The organism is Agrobacterium sp. NPDC090273, assembly GCF_044772305.1.
Lineage (GTDB): Bacteria > Pseudomonadota > Alphaproteobacteria > Rhizobiales > Rhizobiaceae > Agrobacterium.
Genome location: NZ_JBIVYN010000001.1, coordinates 212258 through 231232 on the forward strand (window position 1 = coordinate 212258; position 18975 = coordinate 231232).

The 18975-nt window shown below is 57.6% G+C and carries 23 protein-coding genes; 12 read left to right on the forward strand and 11 right to left on the reverse strand.

The features are described from left to right. Positions 1-27: 27 nt before the first annotated feature. Entirely contained in the window at positions 28-246 is a 219-nt protein-coding gene (locus ACIQT8_RS01050; RefSeq protein WP_400962468.1) for a hypothetical protein, read from the reverse strand. 268 nt (positions 247-514) lie between these two features. On the opposite strand from ACIQT8_RS01050, the gene ACIQT8_RS01055 reads away from it, so the two are divergent. After that, positions 515-1453: a LysR family transcriptional regulator gene (locus ACIQT8_RS01055; RefSeq protein WP_262522646.1), complete on the forward strand. Its 939-nt coding sequence runs from the start codon at positions 515-517 to the stop codon at positions 1451-1453. A 15-nt stretch (positions 1454-1468) separates the two neighbouring features. Here the strand turns inward: ACIQT8_RS01055 and ACIQT8_RS01060 are convergent, their stop codons facing one another. Both ACIQT8_RS01060 and ACIQT8_RS01065 read right to left on the reverse strand, forming a co-directional pair. Then, positions 1469-2371, reverse strand: a complete 903-nt coding sequence (locus ACIQT8_RS01060; RefSeq protein ID WP_400962472.1) for a methylenetetrahydrofolate reductase — start codon at positions 2369-2371, stop codon at positions 1469-1471. Between the two features lie 88 nt (positions 2372-2459). Then, a complete protein-coding gene (locus tag ACIQT8_RS01065; RefSeq protein WP_400964329.1) occupies positions 2460-3236 on the reverse strand; it encodes a formyl transferase in 777 nt (258 codons plus the stop codon). 179 nt (positions 3237-3415) lie between these two features. Between ACIQT8_RS01065 and ACIQT8_RS01070 the strand changes: the two genes are divergently transcribed. Together ACIQT8_RS01070 and ACIQT8_RS01075 are read left to right on the forward strand one after the other, a co-directional pair. Beyond that, positions 3416-3577 (forward strand): entericidin A/B family lipoprotein, encoded by a 162-nt coding sequence (locus ACIQT8_RS01070; RefSeq protein WP_138793817.1) that lies wholly within the window; start codon positions 3416-3418, stop codon positions 3575-3577. Between the two features lie 137 nt (positions 3578-3714). Then, complete coding sequence (locus ACIQT8_RS01075; protein WP_400962475.1) at positions 3715-4467, forward strand: phosphodiester glycosidase family protein; 753 nt, start codon at positions 3715-3717, stop codon at positions 4465-4467. Between the two features lie 19 nt (positions 4468-4486). Here ACIQT8_RS01075 and ACIQT8_RS01080 read toward each other — a convergent pair whose 3' ends face one another. Further along, complete coding sequence (locus tag ACIQT8_RS01080; protein WP_400962478.1) at positions 4487-4837, reverse strand: hypothetical protein; 351 nt, start codon at positions 4835-4837, stop codon at positions 4487-4489. A 693-nt stretch (positions 4838-5530) separates the two neighbouring features. On the opposite strand from ACIQT8_RS01080, the gene ACIQT8_RS01085 reads away from it, so the two are divergent. Continuing rightward, positions 5531-6934, forward strand: coding sequence for an L-serine ammonia-lyase (locus tag ACIQT8_RS01085; RefSeq protein WP_262522642.1), 1404 nt, complete (start codon positions 5531-5533; stop codon positions 6932-6934). A gap of 70 nt (positions 6935-7004) precedes the next feature. Continuing rightward, a complete protein-coding gene (locus ACIQT8_RS01090; RefSeq protein WP_138793813.1) occupies positions 7005-7442 on the forward strand; it encodes a DUF1489 family protein in 438 nt (145 codons plus the stop codon). Between the two features lie 114 nt (positions 7443-7556). On the opposite strand, the gene ACIQT8_RS01095 is transcribed toward ACIQT8_RS01090, so the two are convergent. From ACIQT8_RS01095 to ACIQT8_RS01105, 3 genes are all read right to left on the reverse strand, one after another. Next, positions 7557-8165 (reverse strand): transglutaminase-like cysteine peptidase, encoded by a 609-nt coding sequence (locus ACIQT8_RS01095; RefSeq protein ID WP_138793812.1) that lies wholly within the window; start codon positions 8163-8165, stop codon positions 7557-7559. Between the two features lie 619 nt (positions 8166-8784). Further along, positions 8785-9402 carry a PilZ domain-containing protein gene (locus ACIQT8_RS01100; protein WP_138793811.1) on the reverse strand — a complete coding sequence of 206 codons (618 nt, stop codon included), beginning with the start codon at positions 9400-9402 and terminating at the stop codon, positions 8785-8787. 142 nt (positions 9403-9544) lie between these two features. Further along, complete coding sequence (locus tag ACIQT8_RS01105; protein ID WP_262526169.1) at positions 9545-10078, reverse strand: PAS domain-containing protein; 534 nt, start codon at positions 10076-10078, stop codon at positions 9545-9547. 307 nt (positions 10079-10385) lie between these two features. Here ACIQT8_RS01105 and ACIQT8_RS01110 point away from each other — a divergent pair, with 307 nt between their 5' ends. Together ACIQT8_RS01110 and ACIQT8_RS01115 are read left to right on the forward strand one after the other, a co-directional pair. Continuing rightward, positions 10386-11132, forward strand: coding sequence for a rhomboid family intramembrane serine protease (locus ACIQT8_RS01110; protein ID WP_400962485.1), 747 nt, complete (start codon positions 10386-10388; stop codon positions 11130-11132). A gap of 149 nt (positions 11133-11281) precedes the next feature. Next, positions 11282-11716, forward strand: a complete 435-nt coding sequence (locus ACIQT8_RS01115) for a CBS domain-containing protein (protein WP_138793808.1) — start codon at positions 11282-11284, stop codon at positions 11714-11716. A gap of 54 nt (positions 11717-11770) precedes the next feature. Here the strand turns inward: ACIQT8_RS01115 and ACIQT8_RS01120 are convergent, their stop codons facing one another. From ACIQT8_RS01120 to folE, 3 genes are all read right to left on the reverse strand, one after another. Then, positions 11771-12706, reverse strand: coding sequence for a patatin-like phospholipase family protein (locus ACIQT8_RS01120; protein ID WP_400962487.1), 936 nt, complete (start codon positions 12704-12706; stop codon positions 11771-11773). Positions 12707-12902: 196 nt separating this feature from the next. Continuing rightward, positions 12903-13355, reverse strand: a complete 453-nt coding sequence (gene hisI, locus ACIQT8_RS01125; RefSeq protein ID WP_400962490.1) for a phosphoribosyl-AMP cyclohydrolase — start codon at positions 13353-13355, stop codon at positions 12903-12905. 37 nt (positions 13356-13392) lie between these two features. Then, positions 13393-14019 (reverse strand): GTP cyclohydrolase I FolE, encoded by a 627-nt coding sequence (gene folE / locus ACIQT8_RS01130; RefSeq protein WP_138793805.1) that lies wholly within the window; start codon positions 14017-14019, stop codon positions 13393-13395. Between the two features lie 275 nt (positions 14020-14294). On the opposite strand from folE, the gene ACIQT8_RS01135 reads away from it, so the two are divergent. From ACIQT8_RS01135 to thrS, 5 genes are read left to right on the forward strand one after another with little or no spacing between them, the layout of a single operon-like run. Next, entirely contained in the window at positions 14295-14753 is a 459-nt protein-coding gene (locus tag ACIQT8_RS01135; RefSeq protein ID WP_138793804.1) for an iron-sulfur cluster assembly scaffold protein, read from the forward strand. A 2-nt stretch (positions 14754-14755) separates the two neighbouring features. After that, on the forward strand, positions 14756-15115 hold the full coding sequence (yidD, locus tag ACIQT8_RS01140; protein ID WP_400962494.1) for a membrane protein insertion efficiency factor YidD: 360 nt from the start codon (positions 14756-14758) through the stop codon (positions 15113-15115). After that, a complete protein-coding gene (locus ACIQT8_RS01145) occupies positions 15112-15654 on the forward strand; it encodes a DUF1697 domain-containing protein (RefSeq protein WP_400962497.1) in 543 nt (180 codons plus the stop codon). Before yidD ends, ACIQT8_RS01145 begins: the two co-directional genes overlap by 4 nt. Next, entirely contained in the window at positions 15651-15788 is a 138-nt protein-coding gene (locus tag ACIQT8_RS01150) for a hypothetical protein (protein ID WP_262522635.1), read from the forward strand. Before ACIQT8_RS01145 ends, ACIQT8_RS01150 begins: the two co-directional genes overlap by 4 nt. After that, positions 15781-17784 (forward strand): threonine--tRNA ligase, encoded by a 2004-nt coding sequence (gene thrS, locus ACIQT8_RS01155; protein ID WP_400962500.1) that lies wholly within the window; start codon positions 15781-15783, stop codon positions 17782-17784. The genes ACIQT8_RS01150 and thrS overlap by 8 nt, the downstream gene beginning before the upstream one ends. Before the next feature lie 113 nt (positions 17785-17897). Here thrS and ACIQT8_RS01160 read toward each other — a convergent pair whose 3' ends face one another. Then, entirely contained in the window at positions 17898-18878 is a 981-nt protein-coding gene (locus ACIQT8_RS01160) for a hypothetical protein (protein ID WP_138793800.1), read from the reverse strand. Positions 18879-18975: the final 97 nt, after the last annotated feature.

The following is an 18975-nucleotide window of genomic DNA, read 5'->3' on the forward strand; positions in this document are numbered from 1 at the left end:
ATTTTTCGATTGCGAGCCGTCATTGTTCTATTTGCGCACGATACGGGCGCTGTTGTTGTCCGTCGTTGGCCATCCAATATCCTTCAATGTCTCAGGGGGTAGTGCTTCCAGTGCGCGCATCATTCTGGCGCGGCGCCGTGCGGCAGCAAACTCCGAAACATAGCCGGCCAGACGGTGCAGCCAGACAGTTGATGTTAGCCGTGCACTTGAACGGCTTGCGGTTGGATGCGTGTGTACCATGGTCATGTCTTGATCCTTTCCGTAACCACGATCTCGATTACCATTCCGGTATGCGCCTGGATTTTTCATCAATCAAACGAATGAATTTTATATCATTCATCAATGTTATGCATCGTTCTTGAGAACGTCTGTGCTGCAAGACAGGCTTGCTTTTCCGCGCACCAGGGGAAGCGGAGAACTTGGCGAGGTGGACGCCATGAATGTCGTGCATTCTTTGCTGGCGCCTCCTTGTTGACTGGGATCGTGCAGGATTGTTGACATTCAATCAAACGAAATGATATCCATCTATAAATCAAAATATTTGAAGGTGAGCGCTATGACCGTTACGTTCCGCCAACCCCTGCCGTTGTTGGACAACGACATTTTGAGAACCTTCGTGGCGATTGCCGAAACCGGAAACTTTTCCACGGCCGCCGAAGTGGTGTTCAGAACGCCATCCGCCGTTTCCATGCAGATCAAGAAACTCGAGGAACAGTTGAAGACGACGCTGTTCCTGCGCGATGCCCGCTCCGTGACGCTGACGGCGCATGGCGAGACGCTTTTGACCTATGCGCGACGCATGATTGCCTTGTCGAACGAGGCCGTGTCACGCTTCGTCATGCCGGAGCTTTCTGGCGTCGTGCGCCTCGGTGCGCCTGAAGACATTGGTGAGCGCGGGCTTCTGCCCGGCATTCTCAAGCGTTTTGCCGAAGCGTTTCCGGGCATCATGATCGATGTCACGATCGATTCCAGTTCCAATCTCTATAAGCGCATGGATGAGCAGCGTCTCGATCTGGCGCTTGTGAACTGTGCCTCCCATCCGCTGCGCGATACCGGCGAGGTGCTGATGCGCGAACGTCTTGTCTGGACGGGGGCAAAATGCGGAACGGCCCATCTTCGCGATCCGCTGCCGATTTCCATATGGGAAGAGGGTTGCATCTGGCGTTCCGAGGCAATCAACTCGCTTGAAAAGCGCGGGCGCAATTTCCGCGTCGCCTATCTCAGCGGTCACACCATGGCGCAGCGTGCGGCGATCATCGCCGATCTTGCCATCGCGCCGTTGCCGCGATCCTATGTGCAGAACGACATGGTCATTCTCGGGGACAAGGAAGGGCTTCCCGAACTCGGCTGTTTCGATATCCGCCTGATCGTCGGTGAAAAGCCGTCACGCCCCATCCAGGCCGTTGCCGAGAGCATTCGCAACGCGTTTCTGGATGCTGCCAAAGCCGCCTGATGGTGCGAAGGACCCTTACCCGGCGAGAGAGCCGGGTAGGTCATCGCGATCTTCGGCGTTCGATTGCCAGCTTCCGCGCTCCCTCAGCCATTCTGCCGATTTTTGCAGCCCGCCGAATGGGAAGACATGAATCTGGCGGATGGGGCCTGCCGGGTTTTCCTGCCAGTGTCTCTCGATCGGGCCGACAACACCTTCCGGCGAGTGGCCCTTGGCCAGCGCTGTCAGGGAGAGCGCGTTCTTCTTGAGATAGGCGATCGAGTTGCCGACCCCGCATAATGCTGCGTATTTCACCAGAGTGGTGATCTTGGCCGGGCCGGAAACGCCGATGTGCACAGGCAGATCGATGCCGGAGGCGGCAAGGCCTTCCGCCCAGCCTATGAAACGGGCAGCGTCAAAGCCGAACTGTGTGACGATATGCATCGAGGCGTCGCTGCGTTCGGCAAAATCCTGCTTGAACTTCAGGGCTGCGAGTGCGGTCTCCTCACTGAAATCGGGGCTGCCCTCCGGGTGACCGGCAACGCCGATACGCCTGATGCCGAGACTGTCGAAGATTCCCGTTTCCAGAAGCTCCATGCTCGACGAGAAGGGGCCTGCGGCCTTGTCCACGCCGCCGCCAATGACAAGCACATCTGTCAGCACCGCTTCGTCGGCGAGACGTTTGACCAGCGTCTCGAACCTGTCACGCGATGGCAGCCTGCGGGCGGCAAAATGCGGAACCGGGTTGTAACCCAGATCGCGCAGATGCTTCGCAGCCTCGACAAGCCTGTCCTGTGACGTCGGTCCGAGGTCAGTCAGGTAGACGGCGGTCGCGGGCGGAAAGAGGTTTGCGAGGCTCTCGGAGCCCAGCACCTGCGCCGGTGAGGCTTCTATGGAGGCTGAAATTCTGGACAATTTGTGCATGTTCCTTTTGATTATCATGCACGTTTTTTGCGGTTGCGTCTTTACCCGTTGCGGCAAGACAGCCTTGCATCTGCGACGCGGCTTGGGCGCTTTGCCCGGTGACGGATCACCAGATGCGCCGCGTCACGCCGTTCCACAGCCAGGTCCACAGCGGCGGCGGATATCGCAGTACGGATTTTCCCGGCAAAGGCGGCTGCGGCGACAGGCTTCCTGACAGTGCATCCTCGATGGCGCTGACGGCGATATCGATCGATCCGGCTGTGAGGAGCAGGGGGTAGGTGGAAATCGTGTCGTTGCGTGCCGGTTTCATGCGCATTTCATAAAGCGTTGCGCCTGTGTCTACGCCCTTGTCGACGAGATGCACGGTCGCACCGAAATTGCCTTTGTCATTTTCCACCAGTGCCCAGTAACCACCCATCTGGCCACGATAGGCCGGGTTTATACCGGCATGAAAGTTGATGACGGGGCATTCAAAACTTGCCAGTGTCCTGGGCTTCAAGATCCGGCACGAGATGGTGAAGATCACGGCAGGCTGCAGTTTTTCGGCTGCCCTGTGGCAGTCTTCATCGTTCAGGGAGGAAAAGCGCGCCACCGGGATCGCGCTGCCGATTTCTGCGTTGAGGCCGTGTTCGGCAATGATCTCAGCCGTTCGTCGGGCGGTGAAACGTTTGCCGAGCCTCGAGGCAACCATCGTGCCCATCTGGCCTGCAGTAGTCAGCCAGCCGAGGCGGCGTGCACGACGCTTGAAAATCTCGCCTTTGCCTTCAGGGTTTTCCAGAAAAACATGGATATCCGGAAAATGCGTTGCGAGAGCGTTGATCATCACGTTCGGGTTGGCACCACCCGCCGTCATCACCAGCAATCGCTTGTTCGGTTCGCTCATTTCGTTCACGCGCTTTTTCCAGTTTGAAAGACCATGCCTGCAGAGCTTCAAAACCCGGTTAATTTCGCGGTTGTATTTTTTGAATTGCCGATGGAACCGTTTTTTACGGCTCACGTTATTGTGAGGCTTATCACATTGGTGCTTGCCCTGGAGCGGCAAGCCTTAGGGGAGTTATTCACATGATCACACGCATCGTTTCTGTTTTTGCCGTCGCCATCGTAACAGTCGTGACACTAAGCTCTTGCGGCAACACCATCCGCGGCGTGGGCCGGGATACGGCAAATGCTGTTGATGCGACGCAGGATGCCGGCCGAAGCGTAGATCGCGCCGCCCGTCGCTAAGAATATCTTCCCTTTTCCGGATAGGGCGTCACCCTGCATACAGGGCGGCGCCTTTTCTTTGCCCGCATTCTGCCCGCAAAGTCCGCGCTGAAAGAATCGCGCCGTTGCTTTGGCGCGAAGGCGTGAACGGACGATTGATGAAAAGACTGATGACGTGGCTCGTGCCGTTGCTGTTGCCGTTTTCGGCTGATGCTGGCGCGCAGCCGGATTTTTGCAAGGCCATTGACCACGCCGGCGGCCGCTATCTTGTCTGCAGTTTCGATCCGACCCAAAACGATATCCGGATCTATGATCGCGATCATGTCTCCGGCGAGGGATATGGCTCTTTTGCCAGTCTCTCGTCCGGCCTGTGGCGACAACACATGTTCAGCGTCTTTGCCATGAATGGCGGCATGTACCATCAAGACTATTCGCCGGTTGGGCTCTTCATCGAAAACGGTGTCGAGCGCTCACCGATTGTCACCAATGATGGTTGGGGCAATTTCCATCTGCTGCCGAACGGGGTGTTTTATCTCAACGGGCAAACGGCCGGCGTGTTGGCGACAGAAGCCTATGTTGCGGCGGGAATGAAGCCGGATTTCGCGACGCAGTCCGGGCCGATGCTGGTGATCGACGACCAGCTTCACCCACGTTTCCTGCCGGATAGCGACAGTTTCAAGCGTCGCAACGGTGTTGGCGTTTCGCGCGACGGCGTCGTGCATTTCGTGATCTCGGAAAGCACGGTTCGCTTCTACGATTTCGCCACCCTGTTTCGCGATGTGCTCGATTCCCCTAACGCGCTTTATCTCGACGGCACGATTTCGAGCGTCGACATACCGGCGATGAAGCGCCGGGATTCGCTGTTTCAGATGGGACCGATCATCGCCGTGGTCGAGAAGGTGCCGGATTGAAACCCGGTACCCCGACCCCTTAGATCGGCGCCTTGGGGTAGGCTTTCTCAAGACCGGCCGATTTTGTCAGGCCTTTGCGGAATGCCAGATAGGCCGGATGCTGGCCGGCTTTTGCTATCTCTGCCAGCCTGATCTGCAGGCGGGCAGGCGCGTTGGCGCCGATCCACTCACCGCAGGCTTCCAGTTTCAGGCTGTTCAGGAAAGGAGCTCCCGCCTGCTGGTCGAGATAAAGATGGACGCCTTCCAGCAGGTTTTCGTCCTGCACGGCATTTTCCATCAACAGTGCGAGCCAGGATTTGTCCTCTGGAGACAAGGACGCCAGTTTCGACGCTACGGTTTCGCGATCGGGAAAAGATGACGCTGTTTGCATCGACTGTGTTGCCTCGTTTCCAGTTCAATTTTTCGACGAGATAAAGCAGCGGGACGGGGCTTTCAAGTCCTTGGCAGCCGTCGCTGAACAGAGGTTATCAACAGCCCGTTTTGCGCTGCATTCATCGAACAGTTACACTTTGGTCTAAATTGCGGCGGTCAGAAAATCGGACGGGAAAAATGCCCGCTGCTAAGGCCTTGTTTTTTCATGTAGCTATGCGCCTCGCGAATGGCAGCTTATCGCAAATGCCTCCATTTCGCCGTTTTTTGCATTTGCGTTCGCCGCGAGATTTTAATAAATGCTTCACCAACGGGCTGAGCTGAAGGCCGCCCGGAGAGTGAACAGCTGGAGTAATCATGGAAGAAACCGCTCAGAAATCTTGCTGGGGCGTTACACTACGCGCACTTGCAGGCTTTGCCGCATTTCTCGCATTGACGTACATTTTTGGCAGCCCATAAGCATTCTCCTGAATGACAGATTTTGAAACGGCACGGTTCTCCTCTGGAGACCGTGCTGTTTTCGTTTTGGCTTCGAATATGTCGCAGCCGTTTCAGCCCATGACGCTCTTCGTTCTTGCCGACACGTCGGATTTTTCCGAAAATTGCGTTCTGCCTTTCGGGCCAATGCACCGGTGGCGATCCGTCAGGGCATTGGATATGATGGCCATGTGAATCTATTCTTCAGGGCAATGTCATGTTTCTTTCGGTCTTCGACGTCTTCAAGATCGGTATCGGTCCTTCGAGCTCCCATACGATGGGGCCAATGACCGCAGCGAACCGTTTTCTCGATCTCATCCTTAGCGATGAATGGCCACGCCCTGCCGGCGCCACCGTTGCCCGTTTCCGCGTCACGCTGCATGGATCGCTAGCCTTTACCGGTATCGGGCATGGAACCGGCCGCGCGGTGATCCTGGGACTGACCGGTCAGCGTCCCGATCTCGTCGATCCGGATGCGATGGACGGCATCATTGCCGAGGTCGAGAAAAGCGGTATTGTCTCGCCACCCGGCCATCCGTCCTACACCTTCCGTCCGGCGGAAGATCTTGTCTATGACAAGAAGAATCCTTTGCCCGGCCATGCAAACGGCATGACCTTCTCGGCGTACGACAATCAGGACCGGCTGCTTGTGAAGCGTATCTATTATTCGGTCGGCGGCGGCTTCGTCGTCACCGATACGGAACTGGACGCCATTCGTCAGCGCGGCAAGACCATCGATAATGGTCCGCGCGTGCCGTATCCGTTTGCCACAGCACGCGAAATGCTCGACATGGCGCAGCGCTCCGGCCGCACCATTGCGCAGATGAAGCGCGCAAACGAAGAAACCGTCGTGTCCCGTGACGAGTTGAATGCTCGCCTCGACCAGATCTGGGAGGCGATGAACGGCTGTATCGAGCGGGGGCTGAAGGTCGAAGGCATCATGCCCGGCGGTTTGAAGGTTCGGCGCCGCGCCCATTCCATCTATGAAAAGCTCAATGCCGAATGGCGCAGCAACCGGCTCAATCCGGTCATGGCGAATGACTGGCTGAGCGTTTATGCGATGGCGGTGAATGAGGAGAACGCTGCGGGTGGGCGTGTCGTTACCGCCCCGACCAACGGTGCAGCCGGCGTTGTGCCGGCAACGGTACGCTATTTCCGCCATTTCCACGAAGATGCAACGGTCGACGATGTCAGGGACTTTCTGCTGACGGCTGCGGCCATCGGCGGCATCATCAAGCACAATGCCTCGATTTCCGGCGCGGAAGTCGGCTGTCAGGGCGAAGTGGGCTCTGCTGCCGCCATGGCTGCGGCGGGACTTGCCGCCGTCATGGGCGGTTCGCCAGAGCAGATCGAAAATGCTGCTGAAATTGCTCTCGAGCATCATCTCGGCATGACCTGCGATCCGATTGCCGGTCTGGTGCAGGTGCCCTGCATTGAACGCAATGCACTCGGCGCCGTCAAGGCGGTTACGGCGGCATCTCTGGCGCTCAAGGGCGATGGCCAGCATTTCGTGCCGCTCGACGCCTGCATCGAGACGATGCGGCAGACGGGCAACGACATGAGCGAGAAGTACAAGGAAACTTCGACCGGCGGTCTGGCCGTCAACGTCGTCGAATGTTGAACGGCGGGACTTCAGGTCCCGCCCACATTCCCATGCTTGACGCCCAGGCCAAAAAGGCATTGATAGAGCCATGCCTCTCCATCTCATAAAACTCTGCGTCGGCGCGGATTCGATCGAGGACCTTCGGGACTGGGTATCGCAGCGCTCGCTTATCAATATCGCGGCAGGCCTTGAGCCGCACAGCGTCCATACGACCCGGATGATTCCCAAGCGCGTCGAAGAGCTGCTCGATGGCGGCTCGCTCTACTGGGTCATCAAAGGGCAGGTGCAGGCGCGCCAGAAGCTTCTCGATATTCGCTCCTTCAAGGGCGAAGACGGTATTTCCCGCTGCGATCTGGTGCTCGGCCCTGAGGTGATCGAGACGTCACCCGCGCCAAAACGCCCGTTTCAGGGCTGGCGTTACCTGAACGATCCCGAAGCGCCACGCGATCTCGGCGGAACGAGTAGCGGCGGCGAAGATATGCCGCTGGAGCTGAGACGGGAACTGGCTGAACTCGGCCTTCTCTGAGCCGTCTTTAAAGTCTTGCTGAATCAGAAAAGCCGGTCCCGCTGGGGGCCGGCTTTTCTTTTACAGGGAGTTCTTGTCCGCCGACGTTTCAAAGCCGGCGATGGTCTTTTCAGGTCAGTTGATGCCGCCGACCGCCGTGGTGGCGCGGCCGTCCTGAATCTTCACCCAGCGGCCCGGATTGGCGCTGTCCTGACGCTTCAGGTAGGTATACTCCGTCTCAGACCAGTTCATGACCTTGTTGCGCATGTTATCGAGAATGAAGTCGCCGCGGTCGGTACGAACCGTCAGAACGGCATGGCCCTGGCCATTTGGCTGAAGAACGACGGTGATGAGCAGGTTGGAAGGGGAGATTCCCTTGTTCATCAGCATCTTGCGCTTCAGCAAAACAAAGTCTTCGCAATCGCCAGCCGTGGTCGGGTAAGCCCAGCGCTCTTCAACGCCGTAGATCTCCATGTCGGTCATCGGCGTGATCGTGGTGTTCACGGTGTAGTTGACGTCAAGAATGGTCTTCCAGCTATCTTCCGTCAGCTTCATCGGGCCGTTGTCGAGCGAGGTCGGACGGCATTCGCTCTGATAGGTCTGGCAGAACTCATAATGGCCGATCGGCGGGTTGGCTTTGCCGATGACGCGCATGACGGCTGCCGGTGACGCGAAAGCCTGCTGTGCGAAGGCGCTGGCGATGAATGCAATCAGAAAGAAACCGAAACGCTTGTTCTTGTTCATTGCTTGTCTCCCTGTGTTGGGGAGACATTCGCAGGTATATTTTGACCGTGCGGAAATATAGGCGGGTCAATTTGAGCTTCGTTTTAAGCAAATTTGCCGTTGTTTTGAGATGTATTTTCGATTGTTTTGAGGTTTATTTGAATCGAATTTTATTACAATTTTATCGATCACGCCGTTAGCCTTCTGGTAGGTATCTATCTCTCTGTATAAAATGATTTTTTTGGGTCCCGTCAGAGGTGCGAGCCTTAGGGACTGCATGAGAAAAGCTGTGGTTTTTGAGGATGCTTCCCATTTTGGGATGACCGTTTCAGCTTGGTACAGCCAGAAAAGGCATCGAAAAAAATCTTCGAAAAAATGATTTTTTTCGGGAAAAATACTTGGAGCCGGTTTCTGGTCCTGGGCTAAGCGTGGAATCCGGCCAGAAATGGTACAGGCCGATGGCGCATTTGCGGTTCTGTTCAGGAACGTGCTCGAAACGTTGTGGCAGTTCTCGTGCCGTCTCTGGCTCTGCCCTTGACGTGCGGATCTGGCGTTCACGTGCCGCAAACGAAAAAGCCTGCCGCGGGGAACGGCAGGCTTTTATAATCTGATGCTGAACGCGGTCGCGACGGTTTGCAGTTCAGAGAAACTCGATCAGTGCGTCGGCCGACTGAACCCGGTCGAACTCGATGGCGACGCCCTCCATGAAGTGTCGGACGATCTTGCCGGTCATGTGCTTGCCAAGCTGGACCCTGCTGCCGAGATCAGGACGGTCGTCTATCTCGACGGCTGCACCCGATAGCGACAAGTCGATAAGACGGCATGGCACGAGCGCGCCGTCTTCCAGCATCAACTGAGCCTTGGCGTTGCGTGGCGTCAGACGGTCGTGGCGACGGTCTTCCGGCAGGCCAAGCATCTGGCGCTTGGCGATCCAGGCGAGCTGGGCTGCGAGCTTTTCCCGTTTGCGCTCGGGCGCATTGATGGCGATGATAAATCCTGCCGTCGTTACGGTGACGATTGTACCTTCAATTCTGCCGATGTGCTGCAGATAGGCAATCACTCGATCACCGTTGCGCGCCATGGCCGAGCAGGTGAACTGCGCTTTTTCAGCGGTCATTTCCGTTGCGGTGCAATCATATTCCTGATGATCGGGCAGCATCAGCCGACCCGAGAAACCGATGCGAACGGCATTCTCGATACCGGTCTCCTCGACCGGGCGGACGACAGGGGCTGTATTGATCGAACGGGATGAGAACATTGGCCGCAATATAACGATAAAAGACGATGATTGATTGTCTTTACCGCATCCGAGTTAACAGACCATGTTTGTTAAAGCATAGAATTCTCACCAGTTTTGCGGGTCTTGTCTCTTTTGGTGACACATGGGCCACCAGCCCGCTTCAGGGGTGGCGATAACGATCCAGCGGCTCGCTGCCGAAGGTTTCGATGCGCAGGAGATTGCTGCTGATCAACGCCATGCTGTCGATCGGCGACGCAAATTCAGGGCGGGGCTTTTCTGGGAGGAGGGCTCCCAGAAGCCTTGGCGCTTCGCTGTGATCCGATCGCAGCGGCAGCAGCAGCATTTCGAAATTCAGCGGCGATGGCGCATACTCATCCTCGGCCTCGGCGGTGAACAGCACGGGCAACGTGTGTTGCATGACCCCCTGGGCGATCCGGCAGGCAAAGGCGGCGTTTTCCGCAAGCCAGAGATCCGAGAAACTGCTGTCGCGAAGTTCGCGGCCGAACAGGGCGCAGACACGGGTTCCCGCCAGGCGGAAGCGTGGACACGCCTGTCCGGCGTCCGAGAGGATGAAGAGATCCCCCAGATGGTGTTTCAGCTTTACCGGATCGATATCTTCACGCTTTGGGGCGGATCGTCCGCCGCGCAATTCGTTCCAGTAGGCGTATATGTCCAGGCCAGCCGTGTGCTTCATCGCATTCGTCCTTGTTCTCTTTTGGGACATTCATGTCCCTCAGGATGCCTCCTGAAGAGAGTGATGCGATTTTCATGCCAGCGCATTTTGTTAGGGTTGACAAATGGTTGACGTTGCCTTGCCGGCGTTTGCGTGGCAACCACAGGCCTGATGACGGGATAGCACTCTCCATCAGCACAATTGATGAATGACCGTCCCTGAAGGATGTGTCCGCAGCCGTTCCGCCTCGGGGGAACGGCTTTTTTTTCGCTGTTGCTTCCTATATTGGTCGGAGAGCAGAAACTTACCCAACGCCAAGGATGGGATCATGTCTTATGAGGACGGCGAGGTGCCGCCGGAGTCCGTATCGCCAAGGCCGAAAGACGATGATCGCAATCCTCCTGTCTTCAATCTTCCGCCCTTGCTGGTGGGGATTCTGGCGGTGCTGCTGGTCGCCTACGTCGTGCCGGCCTATCTGCTGTCTGAAGATGGGTACGGCTGGTTCATCTTCACCTTCGGTTTCATTCCCCTGCGTTACGCCGTGCCGTTTTCGCAGCAGGCACTGGAATGGCTCTGGACGCCGGTGACCTATTCATTCCTGCATGGCAGCGTGGAGCATATTCTGTTCAACGGATTGTGGCTGATGGCGTTTGGTGCGCCTGTGCTGCGCCGCATCGGCACATGGCGTTTCATTTTGCTCTGGGCCGTTTCGGCGGCTGTGGCGGCCTTCGGTCATGCCTTCTTGCATTGGGGCGATGTCACGGTACTGATCGGTGCGTCCGGTGTGGTTTCGGCTTTGATGGGGGCGGCTTGCCGCTTTGCGTTCCCGCCGCGTGGCGGTTACAGCGCCTCTTTCGGTCACCTGATGCCACGGCAGACCATCTTCGGCGCATTGACGAACAAGACTGTGCTGATCTTCACCCTGATGTGGTTGCTCGGCAATATTCTCATTGCCGTGGGCGTGCCGCTGTTCGGTGACATGGCGGGTGAAGTTGCCTGGGATGCCCACATTTTCGGTTTTGTCCTCGGTTTTGTGTTTTTTGCGCTTTTCGATCGGCAACCGGTGCGGCTCTAGGCCTTTTCCCGCGCCTTTTGGGGAATATCGGCGCGCTTTTTCATCGGGATATTGCTTTCGTCGGTGCCTCAGCGCACCATGTTCGCATGATCGGATAACGCTCGTGGAGGATACGGAGCGTTGCCGGTCACAGGCGAAAGGAGGAAGGCATGCCAACATTCGTGAAGGATCTTCTCGACCGTAAAGGGCGGGATGTCGTAACCGTGGGACCGGACGTGACGATCGGCGAAGCGGCGGGAACGCTGCATTCAAACCGTATCGGCGCTGTCGTCGTCACGGACGCCGAAGGTGTCGTTCTGGGTATTTTCACGGAACGCGATCTGGTGAAGGCTGTGGCAGGACGGGGCGCAACGTCCCTTCAACAATCCGTATCGCTGGCGATGACGCGCAACGTCATTCGCTGTCGTCACACGTCCACAACGGACGAGCTGATGGAAATCATGACCGGCGGACGGTTCCGCCATATCCCGGTTGAAGAAAATGGACGTCTTGCCGGGATCATTTCGATCGGTGACGTGGTGAAGGCCAGAATCGGCGAAATCGAAGCCGAGGCCGAACAGATCAAGGCCTATATCGCCGGCTAGTCCGCTGGCGTGGAGGAGGCGCTTGTAACAGCGCCTCTCAATACTGTCTGATCGTTAGCGCTTGAGCGCCTGTTGCATGCGCTCAAGCTCTGGAATGCGTGATCGTGTTTCTTCATAACCGCGATCGATCGCTTCACTGGCGCGATGGAATTCCGAAAGACCAATTTCGTTGATACGTGGGTGAAGCATCAGGTCGGGCGGATCGCCTGCCAGGCGCGAGCGCGAAATCCTGTCCTGAATGATGTTGAACGCCTGCACCATGACGCCCGGCAGGCCAAGCCGCGATTGTCCCGAGGTTGAAGGCGGCGACCCCGGCAGCCCGGCTGTATGCTTGACGACGGCGGAACGGCCGAAAAGGTCGTAATTGAGGTTCACGGCCACCACGAGCGCCTGTTCGTAGGCACGGCACACAGACACCGGAACGGGATTGACCAGCGCGCCATCGATCAGCGTGCGTCCATTGCACTGGACGGGCTCGAAAATGCCGGGCAGGGCGTAGGATGCGCGCAAGGCGGTGATGAGATCGCCCTGGTGAATCCAGACTTCATGACCAGTGCGAAGCTCCGTTGCCACGGCAATGAAGGGGTGGTCGAGGCTTTCGATGCTATGGCCTTCCAGATGCTCCTGCATACGCTTGGTCAATCGCATGCCGCCAAACAGGCCGCCGCCACCAATCGTCAGGTCGAGCAGTCCGGCAATGCGGCGCATCGTCAGAGAGCGGGCGAATTCTTCCAGTTCATCAAGTTTTCCGGCCAGATAACAACCGCCGACGAGGGCGCCTATGGAGGTGCCGGCAATCATGCCGATCTTGACGCCCGCTTCATCAAGGGCGCGCAGCACGCCGATATGAGCCCAGCCGCGTGCGGCGCCGCCACCGAGCGCCAGTGCAATGCGTCGCGTGTCCACGTTCTCGTTGACGATGGATGTCTCACCGGTGATGTCTTCGGAAGGCAAGACAGGATTGTTGCGATTGTTTCCCCATCCCAGCATAACCGCACTCCCTGTCAGTTTACGGGGCGCACGCACTGCCTGCTTCAAGCGGGTAAGAAAACGCGCACCACTGCTTCAATCGACGCGCTACGTCCAAAGCTGTTGGGCTGTCAAACGCGACGCCGGGAAACCGATATCCTCCCGGTCTCCCAGTTTATTGGTAGCAAATTGGTGCGGCGTGGGGAAGGTCGCGTCTTTACGCCTTCGAATAGGTTTCCGCCGGATCGAAGTGACGGGTGTCGTCGGTGATCTTCGTGACGGCCTGGCCGTTTTCGATTTCGACGATGCGGTAGAAACAGGAGCGTCTGCCGGTGTGACATGTTGCGTCATGGCCGGCGACGGACACTTTCAGCCACACTGCGTCCTGGTCGCAATCGGTGCGGAATTCCTTCACGGTCTGAAGATTGCCGGAGGTCTCACCCTTCTTCCAGATCTTGTCGCGCGAGCGGCTGTAATAATGCGCAATGCCTGTTTCGAGCGTCAGTGCCAGGGCCTCGGCATTCATATGCGCGACCATCAGCAATTCGCCGTCGCGTGAGTCTGTCACCACTGCGGTGACAAGGCCGTTGGCGTCGAATTTTGGCGAGAAGGCGCCGGAATTTTCAAGGACTTCCTTGTCCGCGGATGCGGAGGCAAAGGTCAAGGACATGCTGATGAACCCCAGGGGAAGGGGCGGGAAGTCGCGTTCAGCGGTTCCGCGCCATGGTCATGAAACGTACCTGTTCTGCAGGGTCGGTCTTGAAAGCGCCGGTAAAGCTCGTCGTCAGGGTCGAAGAACCCTGCTTCTGCACACCGCGCATCGACATGCACATATGCTCCGCGTCGATCATAACCGCAACACCGCGTGGCTTCAGCGTGTCTTCCAGCGCATTGGCGATCTGTGCGGTCATGTTCTCCTGCGTCTGCAGGCGACGACCGAAAATCTCGACCAGACGGGCTATCTTGGAAAGACCGAGCACGCGGCCGGACGGCAGATAGGCGACATGCGCCTTGCCGACGATCGGTACGACATGGTGTTCACAGTGCGAGTAGAAAGGGATGTCGCGGACGAGAACGATGTCGTCATAACCGCCGACTTCCTCGAAGGTCGTGCCGAGTACGTCTTCGACGCTCTGTTCATATCCCGAAAACAGCTCTTTATAAGCCTTGGCAACACGCTTCGGCGTGTCCAGCAGTCCCTCACGCTCCGGGTTGTCACCGGCCCAGCGAAGGAGCACGCGTACGGCTTCTTCCGCTTCCGCCTGGGTTGGGCGTGCACCGGCCGCGTCAAGTTTTGCGCCAGCGGCTGGGAAGTTCTTCACGATCGCATCCATTCCGTATCTCCCGATGCGGGTAAAGGCCGCACCTGAAATTAAATCTCTCGGCGGAGCACGTCTTGCCCGCCTTCGTTGCTATCTGGTTGTTTTCCGGCATTTTGGCAAGACCGGCAGCGTTTTTTCGGCTCTGCTGCGGCGAAATTACGCCAACTTGATATCCAGATCAGTGGTTAGCATATAATGATATGCGTGGGCAGAAAAGCTTCACCGCTGTAGACGCAGTGTTTGAAAAAATCGACCTGTCTTACCTTGAGTGCACCGGATGGCTGACGATGGACGACATATATAATAACCGCATTCTCGAATTCGCCGGAAACATTCCGCTGATCGGCGTTCTCGACGATGCGGATGCCAGTGCCGAAAAACACTCCAAGCTCTGCGGATCGAAGCTCAAGGTCTATATCAAGGTCGACAACGACATCGTCACCGGCTTTTCGCATGAGGTGCGTGCCTGTGCACTCGGTCAGGCATCGGCATCCATCATGGCCCATCACGTCATCGGTGCGACCAGCGCCGAGATACGGCAGGCGCGCGAGGATATGCTTGCCATGCTGAAGCAGGGCGGTGAGGGGCCGACAGGTCGTTTCGCGGATATGCGGGTGCTTTCGCCTGTCAGGGACTTCAAGGCGCGCCACGCATCGACGATGCTGACATTCGAGGCCGTGGTCGATGCACTCGATCAGATCGAGGCCCGCGCAGCTGCCGCTCCGGCCATGAACGTCGCGGGCTGACAATGTGCGGTGAACCGGGTTGTCGCCACGATATCCCCAAAGGGAGACATCGGCAATCGCGCAACTGGCAGGGGTCGTTTGCCAAGACGCCCGGACGGCTTTTCGGCATGGGTTTCATCCGGTTTTACCAGCTCACGTTTTCCGGTTTCATCGGCAACTCGTGCCGCCATATCCCGACCTGTTCAGAATTCGGCTACGAGGCCATTGCCCGCCACGGGCTCTGGGCTGGTGGCTGGATGACGCTGTTTCGGGTCGGGCGTTGTGGTCCGGGCGGTACCAGCGGTCTTGATCCGGTGCCGGAGCAACTGTCGTCTCGCCACCATTGGGCTATGCCGTGGCGCTATTGGAGCCGTCACCGATGAGCGATTGCACTTATGTCGCTCTGCTGCACAGCGTCGTGCTGGGTGCTGGCAAGCGGCTCATAATGGCTGATCTGCGGGCGATGGCTGAGGCGCTGGGATTTGCCGAATGCAGAACGCTGGTCGCAACCGGCAATCTGGTGTTCCGCGCGCCTGAAGCTACTGTTCGCAATATCGAGGATATGCTTGAGCAGGCCTTCGAAACGCGGTTCGGAAAACATGTCGATATTCTGGTGCGTTCTGCCCACGACTGGCTGAGGCTTGTGGCGGACAATCCGTTTCCGTATGGCAACCCGCCGGATGTCTCCGTGCGGGTGATGCGGGAACCGCTGGGCAACGATGTTCTCGGATTGCTGGAAAAATATCGCGGGCGGGCAAAGCTCACTGTCGTTGGTGGCGACCTGTGGATCGATTTCTGCGGCAAGGCAAACGAGAGCAGACTTCTGTCGGTCTTGACCACGAAAAAGCTCGGGATCGGAACGACTCGTAATGCCAATACGGTCAATGGAATTTCCGCCATGCTCCGTGGCAGAACCTGTTGAATCGCCCTTCGCCTTTGACTGGAATGGCAAAAGCCTTTATCAGCCAGCGTGCCTGCGTCACGCAGGGCGATTATCATTCCAACACCACCCGCATTCGTTGGCGGGACTGGACAGGAGAAGTCTACAATGTCTGAATCCGTTTCCCTTACATTTCCCGATGGTTCCGTGCGCAGCTACCCAGCTGGCGCGACCGGCCGTGATGTGGCCGAATCCATTTCCAAGTCGCTTGCAAAGAAGGCCGTCGCCATTGCGCTGGACGGCACCGTGCACGACCTTTCCGACACCGTAACGGATGGCAAGATCGAGATCGTCACACGTGAAGACGGCCGTGCGCTCGAACTCATCCGTCACGATGCCGCTCACGTCATGGCCGAGGCCGTGCAGGAACTGTGGCCCGGCACGCAGGTGACGATTGGCCCGGTGATCGAAAACGGCTTCTATTACGACTTCGCCAAGAACGAACCCTTCACGCCCGACGATCTGCCGAAGATCGAAAAGCGGATGAAGGAGATCATTCAGCGCAACAAGCCGTTTACCCGCGAGATCTGGTCGCGTGACAAGGCCAAGGAAGTTTTTGCCGCCAAGGGCGAAAACTACAAGGTCGAACTCGTCGATGCGATCCCGGAAGGGCAGGACCTGAAGATCTATTATCAGGGCGACTGGTTCGATCTTTGCCGCGGTCCACATATGGCCTCGACTGGCCAGATCGGCACGGCGTTCAAGCTGATGAAGGTTGCAGGCGCTTACTGGCGTGGCGACAGCAACAACCCGATGCTGACGCGCATCTACGGTACTGCCTGGGCAACACAGGAAGAACTCGACAACTACCTGCACATTCTTGCCGAGGCCGAAAAGCGCGACCACCGTCGCCTCGGCCGCGAAATGGACCTGTTCCATTTCCAGGAAGAAGGTCCGGGCGTGGTGTTCTGGCACGGCAAGGGCTGGCGCATGTTCCAGACCCTGACGGCCTACATGCGTCGTCGTCTGGCCAACACCTATCAGGAAGTCAACGCGCCGCAGGTGCTCGACAAGTCGCTGTGGGAAACCTCCGGTCACTGGGGCTGGTATCAGGAAAACATGTTCGCGGTAAAATCCGCCCATGCCTTTACCCATCCCGATGACGAGGAAGCCGATCAGCGCGTCTTCGCCCTGAAGCCCATGAACTGCCCTGGCCACGTGCAGATCTTCAAGCACGGCTTGAAATCCTATCGTGAAATGCCGGTCCGTCTGGCGGAGTTTGGCAATGTGCATCGTTACGAAGCATCGGGCGCTCTGCACGGTCTGATGCGCGTGCGTGGCTTCACGCAGGACGACGCGCACGTCTTCTGCACGGAAGAGCAGATGGCGGCTGAATGCCTGCGCATCAACGACCTGATCCTGTCGGTCTACGAGGACTTCGGCTTCAGCGAGGTTGTCGTGAAGCTCTCTACGCGTCCTGAAAAGCGCGTCGGCTCCGATGACCTGTGGGATCGTGCCGAAAGCGTGATGACGGATGTGCTCAAGACCATCGAGGAGCAGTCTGAAGGCCGCATCAAGACCGGCATCCTGCCGGGCGAGGGCGCTTTCTACGGTCCGAAGTTCGAATACACCCTGAAGGATGCCATCGGCCGTGAATGGCAGTGCGGCACGACGCAAGTTGACTTCAACCTGCCGGAACGTTTCGGCGCCTTCTATATCGACCATAACTCCGAAAAGACGCAGCCGGTGATGATCCACCGCGCCATCTGCGGCTCGATGGAGCGTTTCCTCGGCATCCTGATCGAGAATTTCGCCGGCCACATGCCGCTGTGGTTCGCGCCGCTTCAGGTCGTCGTCGCAACGATCACCTCGGATGCGGACGATTACGGTCGTGAAGTCGCCGAAGCTCTGCGTGAGGCAGGCATGGCGGTCGAAACCGACTTCCGCAATGAGAAGATCAACTACAAGATCCGCGAACACTCCGTCACGAAGGTTCCCGTCATCATCGTATGCGGTCGCAAGGAAGCGGAAGAGCGTACGGTCAACATCCGTCGTCTCGGTTCGCAGAACCAGACTTCGATGACGCTGGACGAAGCGATCTCGAGCCTGGTCGAAGAGGCGACACCGCCGGATGTAAAGCGCAAGCGCGCTGCCAGGAAACAGGTAGCCTAATCAGGAACGGCCCCTTCGGGGGCCGTTTTCTTTTGTATTTCGTCTCGAGACAATGCGCTTCCCAAAAGCAGTCACGCTCAGGTTCAAAGCCGAACTGATGGAAATATGAGGGTTTATTCGAAGTCGCCGCTGACGTCTTCCGGCGCCTGGTCCTTCATCAGAACCTCGACATCAACATCGCGGCCAGAGGTGACCTTGAAGTTGCGCTGGTAGACCTTGTCCTTGTTGCGGGCAATGGCGGTATATTCGCCTTCGGCCAGAACCATGGTGGAGAAGGCGCTGACGCTTTCGTTGACGACGTCGCCGCCGCCGCTCAGAACCGACCATGCCGTATCGGCAATGGCTTCGCCGCCTTCTTCAGAGACCAGTTTGAGCGTGATCTGGGCGGCGTGGTGCTGCAAGGTTGCTTCGGTCAGTTTTCCAGCGTCAACCTGGATGTCGGCGCGGACGACGGCGTTGACATTGCCGTATTCGGAAACGACATGGTAGGTGCCGGCGTTGAGACGAACGATCGTGTTCGGCTTGATATCGGACATCACGAGGCCGCGTTCACCATCCGGTTTGACCTCGGAAGAATAGACCGCGAATTTGAGCTGTGTACCGGTGATCTGCTTGTCGGTACCGGCAACGGCGTTCAGCAGAAATCCGCCGGCGTCGAGAATCAGCACCTGTTTGTCGACATTGCCGGAATTCGGCACCTGCAGTTTCTTGGTCACGCCGGCACGTCCGAATGACACGTTGACGAAATATTCGCCGGGCACCAGATGGAAGGCAGCCGAACCGCCTTCGGAGCTCGCCAGCATCGGCAGCTTTCCGTCAGCACCGGGAATAGGGCTGAAAACGCGCCAGGACAGGCCTTCCTTGACCGTGTCGCCATCGTTGGTCAGCTTGGCTTCCATGACGATATCGCGCGTGGTGTTTTCAGGTGCGGCAATGACGGAGGGGGCGGAAAACGCATTGAGCTTCGGCATTTTCGGGGTGCCGCCAAGCTGCTTGAACTCCTTGAATGCGTCTTGCGAGAAGGCGGCTTCAGTGTGAATACCAAACGCGACCAACGCGATTGTGAAGCAGGTCGCGAACTTGATTGCCGTCATTTCTCGTTCCGATTGGCACTTGGCCGATTGACTTCCTGAGTTTCCGGGACCACTTCAAAACCAATGCCGTGGCTATTTCAAGGCCCATCTTTTCCCA